This is a genomic window from Archangium sp. (genome assembly GCF_036277355.1).
Classification (GTDB): Bacteria; Myxococcota; Myxococcia; order Myxococcales; family Myxococcaceae; genus Archangium.
This window is the reverse complement of the sequence record NZ_DASUNC010000082.1, coordinates 1-19,659: the sequence shown is the minus strand read 5'-3', so window position 1 is coordinate 19,659 and position 19,659 is coordinate 1. Positions and strand designations below refer to the sequence as shown.

Sequence of the window (19,659 nt, the reverse complement as noted above, 5' to 3'; positions counted from 1 at the left end):
GGAAACGAAGGCACCCACCAGAGCGCCGGCCGTCCGGGGGGAAGGGCCGGTCCCTGGTGCGAAGGGGGGAAGCGTCGGGCGCGCACCCGGAGCACATGGGGCTCCGGGTCCGCGTCCGATGTCTTTCCGAGGGCGATGCCTCCGCGAGCTCAGCGCGGCTGCTGGAACTCGATGCCCCGGCAGGCGTCGGAGGCCTGGAGCACCTCGTCCTCGCTGACACCGGGGAAGGTGGCGCACAGGAACAAGTCCTTCTCCACGCGCCGCGCCCCGAAGAGCGCCGGGTAGCTCGCGCCCGAGCCCCCGTCCTCCAGCTTCGGCGTGAGCTTCACCCGCACCAGCGAGAAGTCCTCCCCCCCCGACTGCTGCTCGAGCGTGTGCTCGAAGCCCTCGAAGGACCGCCGCACCGTCTGGAGGAGCACCTCGGGAGCGGGGAGCGTGGCGCCCTGGCCGGGGCGCAGGTCCACGCGCAACACCGGGCGCCCGGGCGGGCCGAACTGGAAGCTCCCATCCTGCGCCACCTGGGCCACCCACCCCGGCGGCATGGGCACCTTCACGCCCACGCGGCGCTGGGGGACGGGCCGCTGCTCCGGGGCGGCGGGCTCCGGAGTCACGGGCGCCTCGTCCTTCTGACACCCACCGCAGCCGGCCGCCAGCCAGCACAGCGCCACCAGGGTGGCGCGCACGGACTGGCGCTCGGCGCGGCGCACTACTTCTTGTCTCCACCCGGAGGCGGCGGCGAGCCTCCCCCCTTGCCCAGGTTCTCCATCTTCGTGGTGCCCTCGAAGATGACGCCCCGGTCCATGGTGAGCGCCGGGCTCTCCAGGCTGCCCTTCACGCGCGCGGGAGCGTGCAGCTCAATCAGCTGCGCGGCGCGCACGTTGCCCTCCACGGTGCCATTGATGATGACGGTGCCGGCGTTGATTTCCGCCGTCACGCGGGCCCCGTCGCCAATGACGAGCACGTCCTTGGTGACAATCTGCCCGTTGAACTTCCCGTCGATACGAACCTGTCCCTCGAAGGTGAGCTTCCCCTCGAACTCGCTGCCCTTGCCGAGCAGCGTGTGAACCTCACCCGGACGCGTTGCCACCGATTCATCCTCCCGTCTGCCGCCTAGAAGCGGTACGTTGGTCTTCTCTTCTTTTTTACCGAGGAGCGCCACGAGCTACTCCTTCCTGAGTACCTTCAGGATGCGATCGAGGTCATCGTACGAGAAGTAATCGACCTCGATGGTGCCTTTTCCACCGCTCTTCTCCACCAAGCGCACTTTCGTCCCGAGAATGCGCTGGAGCTCTTCGGTGAGCGCCTTCACCTGCGGGCTCACCTTGGCCGGCTTGCCCGAGTCCTTCGCCTTGCCGCCCTTGGCCTGCTGAACGAGCTTCTCGGTGTCGCGCACGCTCAGCTTGCGGGCGGCGACCTGCTGGGCCAGCTCGTTCATCTCGGGGATGCGGGGCACGCCGAGCAGGGCGCGGGCATGGCCGGCGCTCAGGTTGCCCTCGGCCACCATGTTCTTCACCTCGGGGGGCAGGCCGAGCAGCCGCAGGGCGGTGGCCACCGTGGAGCGCTCCTTGCCCACGCGCTGCGCCACCTGGTCCTGCGTGAGGCCGAACTCCTCGACGAGCCGGTGATAGCCCTCGGCCTCTTCCATGGGGTTGAGGTCCGCGCGCTGGAGGTTCTCCACCAGGGCGAGCTCGAAGGCCTCGACCTCCGTCACCTCGCGCACGATGGCGGGAATCTCATGGAGGCCCGCGAGCTGCGAGGCCCGCCAGCGGCGCTCGCCGGCGATGATCTTGTAGCCGTCGCCGTCCTTGCGCACGAGCACGGGCATGAGGACGCCCTGGGCCTTGATGGACTCGGTGAGCTCGCGCAGCTTCTCCTCGTCGAAGTGGCGGCGGGGCTGGAGGGTGTCGCGGTGGATGGCCTCGATGGGGAGCTTGAGGACGCTGCCCTTGGGGGGAGCGGGAGGCTCGGGAGGAACCACCACCGCCGCGGCGGCCGCGGCGGGAGGAGGAGCGGCCTGGGGGATGAGGGCGGAGAGGCCACGGCCCAACGCCCGCTTCTGCTTGTCACCGTTCAGCACTGCGGATTCTCCGCCGGGAGGCCCGGCACTACCGGCCCGAGGGGGCTCGGGTGGCCACGTCCCTGGACGGCAGCACCTCGGCCGGGGGGACGCGGGAGCCCGGCGGGGGCGAGCGGGGCGGGGAGACCGCTCCAGCCCGGTTCATCGGTGAGGGAGGGCCGCCTCGGGAGCCACCTCTATCAGGAGGCGGGCGGGAGGCGGCCCGGGGGCTACGCGACCTTGCGAGCGGGGGGCGGGTTGGGCTCGCGCTGCATGATTTCACGGCCGAGCGCCAGGTAGCTCTCACAGCCCTTGGACTTGATGTCGTAGAGCAGGATGGGCTTGCCGAAGGAGGGGCACTCGGACAGGCGCACGTTGCGCGGGACGACCGAGGTGAAGACCTGCTCCTTGAAGTAGTCGCGCACGTCGGCGACGACCTGGTTGGCGATGTTCGCGCGCGAGTCGAACATGGTGAGGAGGATGCCCTCCATCTTCAGCGCGGGGTTGAAGGCCTGCCGCACCAGGTCGATGGTGTGGTTGAGCTGGGAGAGGCCCTCGAGCGCGTAGTACTCGCACTGGAGGGGGATGAGGACGGAGTCCGCGGCGATCAGCGAGTTGAGGGTGAGGAGGCCGAGCGAGGGCGGGCAGTCGATGAGGATGTAGTCGTACTGCTCGGCCAGGGGCCGGAGGGCATCGCGGAGGCGGTACTCGCGACGCTCCTGGTTGACGAGCTCGACCTCGGCGCCGGTGAGGTCCGGGGTGGCGGGGACCACCTGGAGGAAGCGCAGCTCGGTGGGGTGGAGGAGCTCGCCCATGGGACGGCCTCCGAGGAGGGCGTCATAGACGGTGCCCTGGAGAGTCTCGCGCTTGAGGCCGAGCCCGCTGCCGGCATTGCCCTGAGGGTCCATGTCGACGAGGAGCACCTTGCGCTCAGCGGCGGCGAGGCTGGCGGCGAGGTTGATGGCGGTGGTCGTCTTGCCGACGCCGCCCTTCTGGTTGGAGATGCAGATGATTCGACCCACGTGGCCCATCCTTGCGACGCCCCGGGAGTGCCCGGGGGCTCTGCGGGGGAGGCATGTACCGACTCCCGTATTGATCCATCAAATCGTCGGCTGATCCAGTCCGCGACCGGATCAGACTTCTAGCTCGCCTGCCTGACATCCGCCCGGCGTCGAGCCCGGTCCCATCGCGAGCCCAACCACCCCCCAACCACACCCAACTACCCCTCTCCCCCCGGGAGAGGAGCCCCCCGTCGTTCAAAGGGGGGGCAAGCCCCCCGGGGTGAGGGTGCCCGGGCCTCGGGTTGTATCCGCGGGAAGCCCCCTCTCCCCCTGGGAGAGGGCTGGGGTGAGGGTCATGGACCGGACCGTGAACCCGAGCCCCGCGCCGTTCCACGTGGAACAGGGGCCTGCCGGAAAGCCGTGCCCGCGAGCGCTCGCGGCCGCCCCACCTCCCGCCCGGAGCCATGGGAGCCGAAGCACGAGAAGAACGGGTACGGGGCAGAGCCGACGCGTTCCACGTGGAACACGCCTGAATCCGAAAGCCTCGCACCGAGCCGCCCCACCCGGCTCAGCGGGAGGTCGCGCGGGAGGTCGCGGCTCCCCGGGGAAAACGCCCCGCCCAGAAAGCACCCCCTCTGGACTCCAGGCTCCGGTTCCGCCCTGCACTGCCGCCCGAGCCGGGTCCACCGTTCCACGTAGAACTCCCCACGATCCCCTTTCCGCCAGGAATCGGAACGCGCCTCCGCCAGAAGGGCTCCTATCTGGGCTCGAGGTTCCGCGCCCTGCCCCAGTCCGCCCCACTCGAGCTCGCCGTTCCACGTGGAACACGCCTCATCCAGAAAGGCCTCTCCCGGTCCCCCCTCAGGCCAGAGCAGCGCAACGGACTCCGGTGCCCAGGACTGCCCCCGGTCCCACCTGTTCCACGTGGAACGTCCCCGGCCCGAAAGCCTGCCTTCCACCTCCAGGCGCCTGGCCAGAGCACCCCGCGCTTCTCTCCTGGGGCGTATCCCTGTTCCACGTGGAACGTCCTCGTGAGGCGCACCCGTGCCGGGCAGGCCAGGTCTGGTGCTCCCCCATCGAGCCCCGGGCGGTGCGTTCCACGTGGAACATCCCCCGGCCAGAAAGGCCCCGCCCGGTCTCCTTCAGACCCGAGCCGGGCGGTTGAGCCTCCCCAGGGCAGCCCCGGCCCCACCTGTTCCACGTGGAACGTTCCCGCCCTGAACGCCTCCCTTCCACCTCCAGGCTCCCAGCCGGAGCACCCCACCCGTCCCTCCTGGAGGGGGTCCGCTGTTCCACGTGGAACGTCCTCGCGAAGGCGCTCCAGCCGCCAGCCGGGTCCGGTGCTCCCCAGTCCTGCCCCGGGTGGTGCGTTTCACGTGGAACATCTCCCCGGTCTGAAAGGCCTCTCCCGGTCCCCTTGGGGCCAGGGCAAAGCAGTGGGCTCCGCCGCCCAGGGCTGTCCCCGGCCCCGTCTGTTCCACGTGGAACGTCCCCGGCGTGGACACCTCTCCCCGGACCAAGTCCTGGCCAGTCCCCCATTCTCTTCCCCGGGTGGTGCGTTCCACGTGGAACGTGCCCCGGACTGAAAGGCTCGAGTTACGCATGCCCCCTCTCCCCTCTGGGAGAGGGCGGGGGGTGAGGGTCGTCACCCCGGGTTCTTCACCCTGCCCCGCCTCGCGGGACACCACTGGCTTCTGGCCTCCTTCCGGCTGGAGATCTCCTGGGGGTCCTCCGGTCCAGGGGGGAAGACCCTCCCCCTGGCCCTCTCCCAGGGGGAGAGGGGATGTCCACGGAACCTCGGCTCCGGTCCAAGGACTTCGCGGGCACTCCACGAGAACCTCCCCGCCCTCCCCCTCCACGGGGCGGTTGTTCCACGTGGAACCCTCCGCCTGGAGCTCCACACCGGGTGCTCCGTCCCAACTCCTTCTCGCCTCCCTCGAGCATGAGGAGCGCCAGGCCGGGCCGATGCCGCCAACCCCGGGCACGTTCCACGTGGAACATCCCCTGCCCGGAATGCCTCGGTCCGGCACTCCCTCGCGTGACGCCCCGTCCAGAGGACCCCCGGCCGCGCCGAGGTGAGGCACCGGGTACCGCCCGTGGCACCGTTTCACGTGGAACACGCCGCCTCGGCCAGGGCTCCTCCCACGCGGCTCCCCTTCTTGTCCTCCCAGTCCAGGGCGCCACGTCTCCCGCCGTCCCTGTTCCACGTGGAACGTGCTTCCCCAGGCGGCGTGTCCCCAGAGGCCAGTTCGGTGGAGCCCGGCCGTTCCCAGCCCCTCCCGTCCGGCTGTTCCACGTGGAACAGCCCGGTGCATCCGGTTCTCTGGAGCGGCTCGGGTCCGCGCCCAGGGCGGATGCCGCGCGGCACGCCACCAGGCTCCGCGCCCTGGCCACGAGCCCGAGCAACGAGCTCCGCGGACGCCCGCACCCGCGCGACCTGGGGCAGTCACCCGGTCGAGCGCGAGGTGCACCGGCGGCACTGCTCGGAGCGGGGGGACCCGGCACCCGGGCCCGCTCCCCGCTCCCGCGCTCCCCTCAGCGCACCGGATCCATCAGGAACGCGATGCCGAACTGCAGCTGCGGACGCTCGCTCACCCGCGCCCACTGCCCCTGTTGTCTGTCCGCCACCGGCAACAGCATCGCCGCCTCCGGCATCACCCGCAGGCCCGGGTTCACCCGGAACGCATAGCCCAGCGACGCCCCCATCGCCGCCATCTCCCGGCTCTCCGGGTCGAACAGCGCGTCGAACCGCATCCACGTCGGGCGCAGCCCGAGCACCAGCTGCGAGCCATCCGGGTTCCTCAGCGCGAACAGCAGCGGCACCGCCACGAACAGCTGCGTATCCGACGACCAGTCCCCCGGCTCCCACGCGTGCGAGAACAGCACCACCCCCGCCGTGGGCGCCACCGACATCACGAACGGCGACCCCTCCTCCCTCCCCGCCAGCTGCAGCTTCAGCGAGCCCTCCGCCCCCTGCAGCGACAACCTGCCTCCCACGTCGAGCCCCTCCGTCACCCCCGCCCTCCCCGCCACCGCCACCTGCGGCAGCACCCCCGGCTTCCTCCCGTCATCCACTCCCTGCACCCAGGCCTGCGCGGTCAGCCGCGACTGGCCCTTCGGCACCGTGTCCGCCGTCTCCAGCGTCCCCAACGACGCGCACCCTCCCCACAGCGGGGCGCACGTCAGCAGGAACAGCCCTCGGGAGCGAAGTGAACGGCCAGCGCGATTCATGAAGCATCCTTTCCACGGGTGTGCCGGTGAGTCTCTCACCGGTCCGACCCTGGCGGGTTGCCTCCATGGGCCCTCGCTGGATCTCCCCGCCGTGCTTCCCGCACGCCCCTCGCACGGGTTCGACCCGGGGACCGAGAGACCCTCACCCCGTCCCTCTCCCGGCGGGAGAGGGGTGGAGGCTTGGGGGAACGTCTTCTCGCAGGGGCAACCGCACCGTGAAGCACGTGCCCCTCCCCTCCTCCGACTCCACCTCGATGCGGCCCCCGTGCCCCGTGACGATGCCGTACGCCACCGCCAGCCCCAGCCCCGTCCCCTCCCCCACCGGCTTCGTCGTGAAGAACGGTTGGAACAGCCGCCCCACCACCTCCTGCTTCATCCCCACCCCGTTGTCCCTCACCTCCACCACCGCCTCGCCCGGCTCCTCCCGCGTGCTCACCTTCACCACCCCCCCCTGCTCCGGCAGCGCCTGCACCGCGTTCATGATCAGGTTCAACACCACCTGCCCCATCTGCCTCGGCTGACCCACGATGGGCCGCAGCGCTCCCAGCTCCAGCTCCATCCGGCACCGGCCCCTCCTCTCCCCCTGCGACAGCCTCAGCGCCGACGACACCTCCGCGTTCAGGTCGAACTCCACCGGCTCCTCCGGGTCGTTCCGCGCGAAGCGTCTCAGGTCCGCGACAATCGCGTTCACCCGCCGGATTCCGTCCAGCGTCGCCGGCAGCACGTCCTCCACGTACTCGCGCAGCTCCTCCGGCAGCTCCCCCTGCGCCGCCAGGTCCCGGCTCAGCAGCCGCACGTTGCTCGTCACGAACGCCATCGGGTTGTTGATTTCATGCGCCACCCCCGCCGCCAGCATCCCCAGGCTCGACAGCTTCTCGTGCGCCACCAGCTGCCCCTGCATCCGCTCCCACCGCCGGTGGCTCTCCCTCGACGCCTCCAGCGCATCCAGCAGGAGCTGACAGCGCGTCTCGCCCAGTCCGTAGAACGCGCACGCCGCCAGGCAGAACACCCCCACCGTCCCCGCCTCCACCCCCTCGCGCAGCCCCAGCCCCGCCGACGCCGCCAGGTGCAGCCCCAACCCCACCCGCCTCACCGTCACCCCCTGCCTCGACGGCGCCCCTCCGTTCAGGAACACCGCCTGCACCAGCATGTTGATCCACCCCATCAGGCTCCAGTGCAGCAGCTGCGACCCCACCGCGCTCAGCGTCAGGTTGCCGAGCAACAGCGCCCACTGCTCCTCCCTCCGCAGCCGGCCCATCCGTTTCACCTGGGAGAGGAAGCGCGTGTTGAGCACCGCCCGCACGGCGAAGAGCCCGCACAGCGCCCCCACCACCGTCCACCTGCCCCACGCATGCGCCACCAGCAGCGCGTGCGTGAGCACCACCGTGCCGACAGCCCAGAGCACCAGGCGCCGGTTCATGACCTCGCCGTCCCCCTCGGGACTGCCCACCGTGTGGGCCCCTGCTGGCCTCATGTCGCGTTCCCCCCTGTGAACGCACCCGATCCCGGCTCGGCCGTCGTCCCGCGGCTTCACGTCACCGGCCGCCGCCGTCTCGGTGCATCCGAAAGTCTAGGGCAAGGGACGGACACGGACTCCGCTTCCCCCGGGGAAAACGGGACTCCGGGTTTCTCATTCGTGCGCTGGAGGACACGGGAGCGGCCCGCTCGGGGGGAACCCGGGGCCTCGATACCCTCACCCCGGGGGGCTTGCCCCCCCTTTGAACGACGGGGGGCTCCTCTCCCGAGGGGAGAGGGGAAATGCCCTCGGAGTGGATGCCCTCGGAGTGGATGCTCGCGAGTGATGCTCGTGAGTGATGCGCGGGGGGACTCCTGCGTCCTCCTCCGCTCCTGCTCTACTTCGCGAACGCCGCCACCTGACGCTCCGCTCCCGAGAACGGCAGCCGGTACGACCTCGCCGACACCAGCTTCAGGCCCCGCTTCTCCGCCTGCGCCTTCAGCTCGTCCTCGCTCAGCGGCTTGCCCAGCATCGCCACCACGTGCCCTCCCTCCGCCAGGTACGCCGGGGCCAGGTCCAACCAGTCCGGCAGGTCCATGAAGGCCCTCGCGATCACCCGGTCCGCTCGCGGCAATCCCTCCGCCTCCGGCTTGCCCTCCGCTCGCGTGTGCACCGCCTTCGTCCCCGTCAGCCCCAACCCCGCCACCGCCACCACCGCCTTCACGTACCCCACCTTCTTCCCCACCGCGTCCACCACCGTCACCGACAACGACGGCCTCGCCATCTTCAGCGGCAACCCCGGGAACCCCGCCCCCGCTCCCACGTCCAGCACGCTCCCCGCTCCCTCCACCTCCGGCAGCACCGCCAGCGAGTCCAGGAAGTGCTTCTCCACCACCTCCTCCTCCGCGGTGATGGCCGTCAGGTTCACCTTCGCGTTCCACTTCAACAGCTCGCCCATCAGCCGGTTCAGCCGCGCCGGCACGTCCTCCCCCACCGTCACCCCCAACGCCCTGCACCCCTTCTCCATCAGATCGCCGAAGCGCGCGTTATCCACAGCCACCCCTCCTGACTCGGGTCCCAAGTCCTTGAAATGTCTCGCACCTTTGGGTGCTCCAAACTTCTCCACACCTTGTCCACACCCCCCTGTGCGATCAGAACCCGCTTCCGCCCGGCCCTGAATCGCTCCCCACCCCGCCCCGCTTGAGCGCCACCAGCACCAGCGAGAACGCCGCCGGCGTCAGCCCCGGTATCCGCCTCGCCTGCCCCACCGTCGCCGGCCTCACCTTCTCCAGCTTCTCCACCGCCTCCGCCGACAGGCCCCTCACCCCCGCGTACGCGAAGTCCCCCGGAATCCTCCACCCGTCCCACGCCTCCGCCTCCCTCGCCGCCGCACGCTCCGCCATCACGATGTAGCCCTCGTACTTCACCTCCACCTCCACCTCCTCCACCACCTCGTCGCTCAAGCGCGGCCACCCCTCCGCCTTCTCCGCCGCCAGCGCCGCGTACGTCACCTCCGGCCGCTTCAACCGCGCCGCCAGCCCCGTCCGCTTCAGCCTCGCCACCTCCTCCGCCACCGCCCGCCGCTTCTCCTCCACCCGCTCCAGCACCTCGCGCGGCACCAGCCCCACCCGCGCCCCGTGCCTCGCCAGCCGCAGCTCCGCGTTCCCCTCGCGCAGCTTCAGCCGGTGCTCCGAGCGGCTCGTGAACATGCGGAAGGGCTCGTCCACCCCCTTCGTCACCAGCTCGTCCACCAGCACCGCCCCGTGCGCCTCGTCCCGCCCGAGCACCAGCTCCGGCTCGCCCTTCACCTTCAGCCCCGCCTGGATTCCCGCGAACAGGCCCTGGAACGCCGCCTCCTCGTAGCCGCTCGTCCCGTTGAGCTGCCCGGCGAAGTACAGGCCCTCCACCTGCTTCGTCTCCAGCGTCTCCTTCAGCTGCGTGGGCGGCGCGTAGTCGTACTCCACCGCGTAGCCGAAGCGCGCCACCTCCACCTTCTGGAGGCCCGGCAGCGTGCGCAGGAACTCGAGCTGCACCTCCGCCGGCATGCTCGTGGAGAGGCCCGCCGGGTACACCAGCGGCGAGTCCGGGCCCTCGGGCTCGAGGAACACCAGGTGCCGCTCGCGCGCCGAGAAGCGCACCACCTTGTCCTCCAGCGACGGGCAGTAGCGCGGACCCCGGCCCACGATTTCTCCCTGGAACAGCGGCGAGCGGTGGAGGTTGTCGCGCAGAATCCGGTGCGTCTCCGCCGTGGTGTACGTGAGCGCGCACGTCACCGCGGGCTGGTGGGGGAACGGGCCGTCCCCGAGTCCCCACCGGGTGCGCAGGGACAGCGGGCGCGGCGGGAAGTCACCGGGCTGCGGTTCGATGGAGTCCCAGTCGATGCTGTCGCGCAGCAGGCGCGCGGGCGTGCCCGTCTTGAAGCGCCCCAGCGAGAAGCCCAGCGAGCGCAGCGAGTCGGACAGGCCCTTCGCCGCCTCGTCGCCGAGCCGCCCGCCCACCTCCTTCTTCTCGCCCACGTGCATGAGGGCCTGGAGGAAGGTGCCGGTGGTGAGCAGCACGGCGCTCGCGGCCACGTGCGTGCCATCGCCGAGCACCACGCCCGCCACGCGTCCGCCCTCGGCCACCACGGAAGACACTTCGGCCTCGTGCACGGTGAGGTTCGGCTGGGCCCACAGCACGGACTGCATGGTGCGTGCGTAGGCCTCGCGATCGCACAGCACGCGGGTGGCCTGCACGGCCGGTCCCTTCGAGGCGTTCAGCGTCTTGAAGTGCGTGCCCGCGAGGTCCGCCACGCGGCCCATCTCGCCGCCGAGCGCGTCCAGCTCGCGCACCAGGTGGCCCTTGGCGGTGCCACCGACGGCGGGGTTGCAGCTCATGACGGCGGCGCGCTCGCGCTTGAGGGTGAGGCCGAGGGTGTCCAGGCCCATGCGCGCGCAGGCCAGGGCGGCCTCGCAGCCCGCGTGGCCCAGGCCCACCACGATGACGTCATACCGAGGCTTCATGTCGGCAGCAGAGGGGAGGGGAGGAGGTGGAGCCTCACTTCTCACGCGGAGCCCTCGCGAAGGCAAGCCATGACTCCCTCTCCCGCTGGGAGAGGGCGGGGGTGAGGGTGTTCCCCCGGTCCTCGTCCGAGCGGCCTGGAGGAACCGAGCCCTCCACACTCAGGCTTCCACCTCCGGCATCCACCCTGCGGACCCATCCTCTGCTCGCCGAGGAGCCGCTGTTGCCGCGCACCCGATACCCATCGAGGAGCAGCGTTGAAAGCGTGCGACCTCGCGTGCTAGCGCACCAGACCTGTGTCCCGGCGGTTATACACGTGCAGGTAAGGAACCGAGCTGAGCGGAGATGCCCGCCAGCCGTGCACGCCTCATGGCCCTCTCCTCGTTCACCGTCGCCAACTACCGCTCGTTCCTCCGCCCCACCACCATCGAGCTGAGGCCCCTCACGCTGCTGTTCGGGTACAACAACTCGGGCAAGAGCGCGCTCCTGCGGGTGTTGCCTCTGCTGGCGGATTCGGTCGGCGCGCCTCGAGGAGCTCCACTCAACCTCGACAGCGCCGCCGTCCGGGGTGCTTCGTTCCGCGACTTGTGCTGCCAGCTCAGCCCACGACGGCAAATCGATTTCGGGCTGAGGTGGGACGATGCAGATGGGGATGACCTGTTACGCCACTATCAGCTCTCCATCCTTGAACTGCCCGGCCCACAGGCGGAAGTCCTTCCCCCTGCTGTCAGCGAATTCAGCATCGAAGGGTTGGAAGGATTGGATGAGTTGGGCTCTCCTTTCGCCATACAGGGAACGTGGCATCCCAAGCAGGAGTTCCAGACCATCGGTCAGGCAATATACGACCTCCTTCCGTCCACCAATGGGAAGGAAGAGAACGTTGAGCCCTATCCCTTGGAGTTCCGTGGCATCCAGCCAGGGATTTCCATTCGGGGACGCGTTGATATCTGGCACGCCCTCATGAATTTAGGCCACCAACTGGAGCGCCTTCGCGACAATGTACACTGGCTCGGAGCCATCCGTCGGGTGCCCCACCGGAGCAAGGAGTTTCGCGGAAGCGCGCCGCCCAAGCTCCTCGAGGATGGTACGGGGGCGCTGGAGGTTCTCGTCCAGGACAAGCTTCGGGGGGGCACTCTGCTCACGACCGTCTCCGGGTGGTTCGAGAAACACACCCGGCAGCGTCTGGATGTGACCGAGGTGGCACCTCGTTACTACGCACTCACCCTGGGTCCGCTGGCCAGCCCCGGCATCCGGGTCAACGTCATCGACACCGGCGAGGGCATGGCCCAGGTACTGCCCGTGCTGGTGCTCGGTGCACAGGCCCGCCAGGAGGGAGCACACGGCTCGCTCATCGCCCTCGAGCAACCGGAGCTGCACCTGCACCCCGCACTTCATGCCTCCCTGGCGAACTACTTCTGCGAGCTCGCCATGCAGCCCAAACCCCCTCGCGCCCTCATCGAGACGCACTCGGAGAACTTCCTGCAGGGCATCCAGCTCGCCATCGTCCAGGGACGGCTCGATCCAGAGAGGGTAGGGGTGTACTGGGTCCAGCAGCTCGACGACGGGAGCAGCACGGTCGACCTCATCACCTTCAATGACAAGGGCCAGCCCAGCCGCTGGCCCCCCGGGGTCTTCGCCGAGGACACCGAGCTGGCTCGCAGGATCCTCAAGGAGCGTCGCGCCAAGGAGGGTCGGTGAGGATCATCATCGAGGCTCCGCTCCTCGTGTCCGCACAGCAGGCCAGATACCCGCTGGCCCTGCTGGAGCTGTTCAACCTCTGCCTGGACCAGGACTGTCACACCCTCGAGGTGGAGCCCCTGGATGCGCCAGAGCTGAAGCTCTGGACGGACATGCTGACACCCGCGCAGCGGGATGAGATCGAGCTCATTCTCGATGCGAGCACCGAGCGGCAGTTGCGTGACCCGCCCGCGAGCGTCGTCCGGGTAGCGGATGTCGAAGAGGCGGAGTGGGAAGGCACGGTTCCCCGGCTGCCCCTCCGGAGCGCGGTTGCACTCCTGCGCAAGCCGCTGCGCGTGCTCATCGAGGGCGTCCACGACGAGGCCTTCCTCCACGCCACCGTCCCCCATTTCTACCGCGCACGCTTCGAGGACTGGTCGAAGAGGGAGTTGCTGAAGCTCGAGCACCGGGGAGGGCTCCAGAACCTGGGCCATGCCCTCGAACAGGAGTGCGAGGTGCGCGAGCGGCGCCTACGCTTGTTCGTCATGTTCGACAGCGACGCGCGCAAGCATGGGGAGCCGCACAGCGAGTCCAAGAAGGTGGCGCGATTCTGCAAGCGCAAAACGCTGGCCCACCATCAACTCGAGCGCCGCGCCATCGACAACTACATTCCCGAGCCCGCGATCGAGCGCTGGCTGAAGCAGAAGCACCCACGCGAGTTCGATGGCAGGTGGCGGCCCAGGCTCCAGGCCTTCCGCCTGCTGAGCGATGAGCAGCGCCACCATTACAATATGAAGAGGGGCCTGCGTGGGGATCGGGAGGGCGCTGGGCTCGCGGACATCTTCGACGACCTCGTCAGAACGAAGCCCGACCAGGCCGCCCACCTGGAGGAGGGATTCAGCCCCGCCGTGGCGGAGTCCTTCCAGGAGCGCATCCCCGACGCGTGGCTCGCCCAGGACGGTCAGACCGACGAACTGATGCGGCTCTTCGAGACACTGCTGCGCGCCGCCTGACCAGAGAGGAGCCGACCATGGCGACACCCGCCTACTTGAGCGAGCCGCAGATCTACTCCCTGGCGCGACTGCTCCAGGAAATCATGGAGGGCAACCTCCGCCTTCCTCTCTTCCAACGAGACTTCGTCTGGCTGAACAATCAACGGATTGATCTGCTCGAGAGCGTGCGGGACGGGATCCCGATCGGCAGCGTGCTCATCTGGCGCACGGCGACCCGGAGCCTCCAGTGCTTCCAGGGGATCGGGCCCCACCGGCTTCCCGAGCGCCCGGCGATGGAGGGCATCCTGCGCAGCTATCTCCTGGATGGTGTCCAGCGGCTCACCACGCTGCTGGGGTCCATCCATCCCAGAAACTCGGGGGATCTCCCTGCCGGGCCGATCGAGCGCTCCATCGGGCAGGAGTGGAGCTGGAACCTCTATTATGACCTGGAGGCGCGGGACTTCCGGCTCCAGGAAGGAGACGAAGAGCCGCCTCCCACCTGGCAGCCCCTCTGGCTGACGCTCGATGGCATCGGTCTGTTGCGCTTCCAGCGGGAGCTGGCGAAACACCCGGGAGCCGAACGGCTCATCACCGCGTCCGACGAGCTGGTCAGCGCATTCCGCGACTACAAGATTCCGGTCCTCGCCATCGTGACCGAGGACCTGGAACAGGCCACCCGCATCTTCCACCGCATCAACAGCCGGGGAACTCCGATGGGCGAGTTCCACATGATGCAGGCACTCACCTGGAGTGAGGGATTCGATCTGCGCGAGCGGCTCACGGTGGCCAAGGCCCGGCTCAAGGAGCAGGGGTGGGAACCCGAGCCCGAGGAGGATCTCTTCCTCGATATCTGCAAGGCGGCGCTGGACCTCGACATTTTCGAAGAGGACGTCGAGGAATTGAGCCGGCGGCTCGCGGCGGCGCCGCAGATGATCGACGAGGCAACGGAGAACCTGCTGCTCGCGGTCCGCTTCCTCCAGAAGGAGTGCGGAATCCTGTCCGCCGAACTGCTGCCTTCGCGCTACCAGCTCATCCTGCTGGCCGAGGCGATGCGGACCTGTCGGGCGTGTGCCAACCCCCCGGGCGACGTGATGCGCCATCTGGTCCGCTGGTTCTGGCTGACGACCTACGGCAGCGCCTTCCGGGCCGTCACTGGAAACAAGCTTCAGCGGCTGCTCCACCATCTGCGGCAGCTCGCGAAGGGGGAAACCACACGCGCCTGGGGAGAACCCGTGGGCCTGTTTCCCCCACTCCCCGAGCGGTTCCACTACCGGTCTGCCCGCTCCAAGGTGCTGGCCCTCCATCTGGCTGGACTCCGGCCTCGAGACGTTTCCGGGCAACCCATCGAGGATCCCGTGGCGCTGCTGGCGAGGCACGGCGCCGATGCCATCGTTCCTCTCTTCCGGGGCCACGCCGAGTCCGCGAACCGCATCATCGTCCACCCCCAGCAGGCCCAGGCGATGCGGGACCTGTTGCTCGGCAATCTGCTGATGCGCGGCAGTGACGAGTTGCTCGCGAGCCACGCCATTTCTCCTGACGCCGCGCAAGCACTCCATGCGCAGGACGTGGCTCGCTTCCTGGAAGTTCGCGGCAAGACGCTCGAGGAATTGGATCAACGCGTCATCGACCACTTCACGAAGGAGGAGGTCTCCTTCTCCCGCCCCTCTCCGGGGAGATGAGCTTCCGCTCCCACTCCAGTACCCCGGCCTTCCGGGCGTCGAGCAGGCCCCTCCTCAGCCCACCGCGTCCGGAGCCTCGTCCACCGGCAGCTCCACCGTGAACGTGGAGCCCTCGCCCGGCCGGCTCTCCACGGAGATGCTGCCCCCGTGCGCCACCACCAGTTGCCGCGTGAGGTAGAGCCCCAACCCCAGCCCTCCATAGTGCCGCACCGGCACCCCGCGGCCGAAACGCTCGAAGAGGCGCTCGCGCTCGCCCTCCGGCATGCCGATGCCGTTGTCTCTCACCACCAGCACCACCGCGCCGTCCCGCGGCGTCACCCGCACGTCGATGGGCCGGCCCTCGCCGAACTTCAGCGCGTTGCGCACCAGCCCCGTCACCACCTGCTCCAACCGCCGCGCGTCCCACCAGCCCACCGCCGGCCCGCGCAGCTCCCTCCGCACCTCGGAGCCACTGGCCTCCACCTGCGGCCGCAGCTCCTCCAGCACCTCCGCCACCAGCGCGCTCAAGTCCACCCGCCGCCGGCGCAGCTCCAACGCGTGGCCCGCGCTCAGCTGTGACACGTCCAGCAACGGGTCCACCAGCAGGCCCATCTGCCGCGTCTGCCGCTCGGCGGTGGCCACCTCCTCCAGCAACCGGGCCGGCTCCAGCGCGGCGCCACTCCGGCCCCGGCGCAGCAGGCTCTGCAACCTCAGCTGCAGCGGCAACAGGGGCGTGCGCAGCTCGTGCGCGGCCACGGAGAGGAACACTTCCCGCAGGCGGATGGCCCGCTCGGCGTGCCGGTACAGCCGCGCGTTGTCCAGGGCGATGGCGGCGCGGCTCGCCAGCTCCCGGGCCAGGGCGAGCTCGGCGGGCCCATAGCGCTCGGGCGTGGCCGAGACGAACGTGATGGCGCCCAGCCGGTGCTCCCGCGCCACCAGCGGCACCACCAGCAGGCTCTGGATGCCGAGCGCCCGCGCCAGCTGGAAGTGCGCCTCGTCCACCACCATGGCGCGCAGCTTCTCGTCCGTGACGTGGGGCACCAGCACCGGCGGGCCCTGGCGCGCCACATGCGCCGGAGGCGACGTCGAGCCGGGGCCCGGCGGGTAGCGGCGCTGCAGCTCGCCGAGCAGGGCCCGCTTCTCCGCGTCCACGTGCGCGCCACCCACCCGCCGCATCTCCCCGTCCTCCAGCAAATCAATGACGCACCAGTCCGCCAGCGCGCCCACGCACAGCGAGGCCACGCGCGGCAGCACCTTCTCCATCTCCAGCGAGGAGAGGAGCACCTCGCCGGCCTCGGCCAGCAGGGCGTTGGCGGCCTCGGAGCGCTGGCGCTCGCCCAGCTCCTGGCGCAGCGACTCGCGCATCTCGTTGATGGCCGAGCACACCTCGTCCAGCTCGTCGCCGCCGGCGGGCCCCGGAGCCTCGTGCCGCAGCACCAGCGGCGCGTCCAGGTGCGCCGGCCCCAACCCGCGCGTGTACGCCGCCAGGGTGGCCAGGTGCTGCGTCACCATGCGCTGCACGACGAAGAGGACGAAGAGGGCGATGAGGAACGTCTGCGCCGCGTGCGTGGCGAGGATGACGAGCACCCGGTCCCTCAGCCGCGCGTGGATGCCCTCCAGGGTGGCGCTCACCCGGAGCGTGCCCAGGAAGAGCGGCCCGTGGTACAGCGGGATGGAGCGCACCACCGCGTCCGTCCCGGGCGCGGCGCCGGCCTGGTAGTGGGTGCCCAGCGCGCTGTCCACCTCGGCCTGGACGATGTCCGGCAGCGTCGTCATCCCCTCGAGCTGGATGCGCAGCGGCGCCTCGTCGAGCGACCAGAGACTCTGGGCCACGCTCTGCGCGTAGCTCAGGCGCAGCTGCTCCAACCGCTCCTCCAGGGCGTGGACCTCGCCCCGGTAGTCGGTGGCGAGCTGCACGGCGGTGCTCACCAGGCTGGCCGCGACGCTGAAGAGCACGATGGCCCCCAGCAGCCGGCGCCCGAGCCGGTTGCCGGGAATCCGCCTCCCCATCCGCTCAGGGGTGGTGCTCGGAGGGGAGGGGACGCGTGAATCCATACGACTCCAGGAGGGGACCCGGGAAGCGCAGCCGCCGCTGAGCGAACAAGGCCCGGAAGGAGAAGTCGTCGTGCGTCAGCGCGGGGTTGGCCACTTTGGAGAAGGCGCGGAAGTCGATTGCCGCGCAGTCGCCCTCGCCGAGCAGTTGCTGGAGGGTGTCCACCTCGGCGCGCGAGATGGGGGCCAGGGAGGTGCGCCACTCGAGCCCCTCGGAGGCGAAGTCTCGGCCGTGGTGGTGATCATACAGCAGCACCAGGGCCCAGGCGCCCTCGAGGAAGTGGCCGCCGAGCGTCGTCACCAGGCGGCCCTCGCGCACGGCCTGGAGGGCCGCGGGAGTCCAGTCGATGCCGCCCAGCAGCACGTCCTGGCCGGGGCGGCGGCCCGAGGCCTCCACCGCGCGCAGGGCCCCCAGCGCCATGGTGTCGTTGGCGGCCCAGAGCAGTTGGAGCTCCGGGTAGCGGCGCAGCAGCAGCTCCGCCTTGCGCCGGGCCACCTCCACGTCCCACGAGGCGGAGACGCCCTGGAGCAGCTCGGCCCCTCCCACCCGGCCACGGCCTGGCGCAGCCCCTCGGAGCGCAGCCACCCGGAGGCGTCCTCGGGCTGCCCCTCGAGCGCGGCGAGCCGCACGGGCGCGTGGGGCGGGTGGCCCCGGGCGGCGGCCTCCAACAGGATTTGGGCCAGCGTGCGGCCGGCCAGCGCATCGTCCGGCAGCATCTGCCCGAGCCACAGCGGGAAGTGCCCACGCGGCCCGCCGAAGCGCGCGGCGTCCGCGGGCAGCAGGCCCGAGTTGATGACGAAGACGGGGACCCCCGTGCGCCGGGAGAGCTCCAGCAGGCCGGTGCCGATGCCCCGGTGCATCGTGACGAGGAGGTAGTCGGGCCGGCCGGGCCCGCTCAGCACCTCGCGCGCCCGCTCCAGGACTTCCCCGGGCCAGTGGCCCACGGGGTGGACGGTGAGCTCGATGCGCAGGTCCCTCGCGGCCGCGCGCATGGTGCCCACGAGGCTGTCCCGCCAGGGATTGCCCGGCGCCAGGGCATCGAGGAAGGCCACCCGCATGGGCCGCTCCACCGCGAACCGCTGGGCCGCCGCGTCCGGAGACGGCAGCAGCGCGAGCACGAGGACGACGAACCGCCAGAGGCCAGACATGGGCCAGCGCCCCCCTTCCGAGCCAGGCTTGATTCAAAGTCCTACGAGAGAGGTTATCCCACCCGGGCCGACGGCTGGAGTATAGTCCCGCCTACAGGGGCCCACCCGTGGCGAGCAGCCGCGGGCTGATCGCGGGGGGGCGCCTGAAAAGAGCCCGGTGACGGGCCGGGCAGGTCCGTGGAGAAGAGGAATGAGTAGGGAGAAAAACCGGGGCGGGAGGGCTGGCGGGCCCTCCACACCCCATGCGGGAAGCGAGAAGGGGAAGAAGGATGAGCAGGACACCCCCTCGCGCGTGCAGAGGATGATGACGAGCCTGGGGCTGACATTCAAGGGAGTAAAGGACCCGCGAGCACGCCGGGGCCAGAGGCACCCGCTGGCGGCGATGTTGATGCTGCTGGTGCAGGCGCTGGCGGTGGGGCGGCGGGTGTTGCGGCATGCCGAGGCGCTGGGCGAGGACATGCTGCGAGAAGGCACGGCACCCGAGGGGTTGAAGCGGCCGGTGTCCGACACGACGTTGGACAGGCTGCTGGGGAGCTTGGAGCCAGAGGGCTTGGAGCAGGAGGTGGAGCAGCTGGTGCGCAGTGGGCTGGACAAGGGGTTGATACGCAACGAGCTCTTCGCCCGGGGCGTCGTCAGCATCGACGGGAAGGCGGGGGAGAGCACGCCGGGGCAGGCGCCGTGCGAGCCGAGCCACACGACAAAGGATGAGCAGGGGCGGGAGTACTGGTACCCGTACGCGCTGCGCGCCAGTCTCACCAGCAGCGCGGCGTGTCCGGTGCTCGACCAGAAGTTGCTGGAAGGCAAGCAGGGAGAGGCGACGGCGTTCCCGGAGTTGTTCAAGCGGGTGGTGGAGAAGTTTGGGCGCCATTTCGAGTACGTGACGGTGGACGCGGGAATGACGAGCGCGGCCAACGCGAGCGTGGTGAGGCAGGAGGGCAAGCACTACTTGATGGCGCTCAAGGAGAACTTCCACCGGCTGCATGGCAAGGCGTGGGTGGCGCTGGCGGTGGCGCCAGTGAAGGTGCGAGTGCGCGAGAGGGTGAAGGGGGAGTGGGTGCGGAGGGAGTTGAGGGTGGTGGACAAGCCGCCAGAAGAGGACTTTCCCGGCGCCGAGCAATGGGTGTGGGTGCGGCAGACGCGAACCAGAGACGGCGAGCTGCCGAAGGTGGAGACGCGGCTGTTCCTCACCTCCATTCCCAGTGGGCAACTGTCCCCGGAGCAGATGCTGACGCTGGTACGCCGGCACTGGGGGATTGAGAACGGGCCGAACTGGACAGCGGACGTGGTGTTGGAGGAGGACAGCGCCTCGCCCAGCCTGCGAGGCAAGGCACCCCTGGTGCTCAGCTGGCTGCGAGTGCTGGCCTACAACCTGCTGGCCCTGGTGCGC

The 19,659-nt window shown here is 70.1% G+C and carries 14 protein-coding genes and 1 pseudogene; 5 read left to right on the top strand and 10 right to left on the bottom strand.

What is annotated here, in order from left to right:
• Positions 1–149: 149 nt before the first annotated feature.
• The 8 genes from VFZ09_RS21960 to mnmG all read right to left on the bottom strand — a co-directional run bounded on the left by VFZ09_RS21960 (position 150) and on the right by mnmG (position 10,746).
• Positions 150–707, bottom strand: coding sequence for a hypothetical protein (locus VFZ09_RS21960; protein ID WP_329729598.1), 558 nt, complete (start codon positions 705–707; stop codon positions 150–152).
• Positions 707–1,159, bottom strand: a complete 453-nt coding sequence (bacM, locus tag VFZ09_RS21955) for a bactofilin BacM (RefSeq protein ID WP_329729597.1) — start codon at positions 1,157–1,159, stop codon at positions 707–709. The genes VFZ09_RS21960 and bacM overlap by 1 nt, the downstream gene beginning before the upstream one ends.
• Before the next feature lie 3 nt (positions 1,160–1,162).
• Positions 1,163–2,077, bottom strand: coding sequence for a ParB/RepB/Spo0J family partition protein (locus VFZ09_RS21950; RefSeq protein ID WP_329729596.1), 915 nt, complete (start codon positions 2,075–2,077; stop codon positions 1,163–1,165).
• 209 nt (positions 2,078–2,286) lie between these two features.
• Positions 2,287–3,078, bottom strand: a complete 792-nt coding sequence (locus VFZ09_RS21945) for an AAA family ATPase (RefSeq protein WP_329729595.1) — start codon at positions 3,076–3,078, stop codon at positions 2,287–2,289.
• 2,514 nt (positions 3,079–5,592) lie between these two features.
• On the bottom strand, positions 5,593–6,288 hold the full coding sequence (locus tag VFZ09_RS21940) for a hypothetical protein (RefSeq protein WP_329729594.1): 696 nt from the start codon (positions 6,286–6,288) through the stop codon (positions 5,593–5,595).
• A 142-nt stretch (positions 6,289–6,430) separates the two neighbouring features.
• A complete protein-coding gene (locus VFZ09_RS21935) occupies positions 6,431–7,762 on the bottom strand; it encodes a sensor histidine kinase (RefSeq protein ID WP_329729593.1) in 1,332 nt (443 codons plus the stop codon).
• A gap of 379 nt (positions 7,763–8,141) precedes the next feature.
• Positions 8,142–8,798, bottom strand: coding sequence for a 16S rRNA (guanine(527)-N(7))-methyltransferase RsmG (rsmG, locus tag VFZ09_RS21930; protein WP_329729592.1), 657 nt, complete (start codon positions 8,796–8,798; stop codon positions 8,142–8,144).
• Between the two features lie 97 nt (positions 8,799–8,895).
• Complete coding sequence (gene mnmG / locus VFZ09_RS21925) at positions 8,896–10,746, bottom strand: tRNA uridine-5-carboxymethylaminomethyl(34) synthesis enzyme MnmG (protein WP_329729591.1); 1,851 nt, start codon at positions 10,744–10,746, stop codon at positions 8,896–8,898.
• A 343-nt stretch (positions 10,747–11,089) separates the two neighbouring features.
• Here mnmG and VFZ09_RS51675 point away from each other — a divergent pair.
• The 4 genes and pseudogenes from VFZ09_RS51675 to VFZ09_RS21910 form a co-directional block, all read left to right on the top strand.
• Positions 11,090–11,245: pseudogene (locus VFZ09_RS51675) on the top strand (AAA family ATPase); the annotation flags it as partial.
• A gap of 696 nt (positions 11,246–11,941) precedes the next feature.
• Entirely contained in the window at positions 11,942–12,442 is a 501-nt protein-coding gene (locus VFZ09_RS21920; protein ID WP_329729590.1) for an AAA family ATPase, read from the top strand.
• Entirely contained in the window at positions 12,439–13,434 is a 996-nt protein-coding gene (locus tag VFZ09_RS21915) for a hypothetical protein (protein ID WP_329729589.1), read from the top strand. Before VFZ09_RS21920 ends, VFZ09_RS21915 begins: the two co-directional genes overlap by 4 nt.
• Before the next feature lie 17 nt (positions 13,435–13,451).
• Positions 13,452–15,092: a DUF262 domain-containing protein gene (locus tag VFZ09_RS21910; protein WP_329729588.1), complete on the top strand. Its 1,641-nt coding sequence runs from the start codon at positions 13,452–13,454 to the stop codon at positions 15,090–15,092.
• A gap of 54 nt (positions 15,093–15,146) precedes the next feature.
• Here VFZ09_RS21910 and VFZ09_RS21905 read toward each other — a convergent pair whose 3' ends face one another.
• A complete protein-coding gene (locus VFZ09_RS21905) occupies positions 15,147–17,126 on the bottom strand; it encodes an ATP-binding protein (RefSeq protein ID WP_329729587.1) in 1,980 nt (659 codons plus the stop codon).
• Positions 17,086–17,619 (bottom strand): substrate-binding domain-containing protein, encoded by a 534-nt coding sequence (locus tag VFZ09_RS21900; RefSeq protein WP_329729626.1) that lies wholly within the window; start codon positions 17,617–17,619, stop codon positions 17,086–17,088. The genes VFZ09_RS21905 and VFZ09_RS21900 overlap by 41 nt, the downstream gene beginning before the upstream one ends.
• A gap of 843 nt (positions 17,620–18,462) precedes the next feature.
• Here VFZ09_RS21900 and VFZ09_RS21895 point away from each other — a divergent pair.
• On the top strand, positions 18,463–19,659 hold a 1,197-nt coding region (locus VFZ09_RS21895; protein ID WP_329729586.1), incomplete at its 3' end, for an ISAs1 family transposase.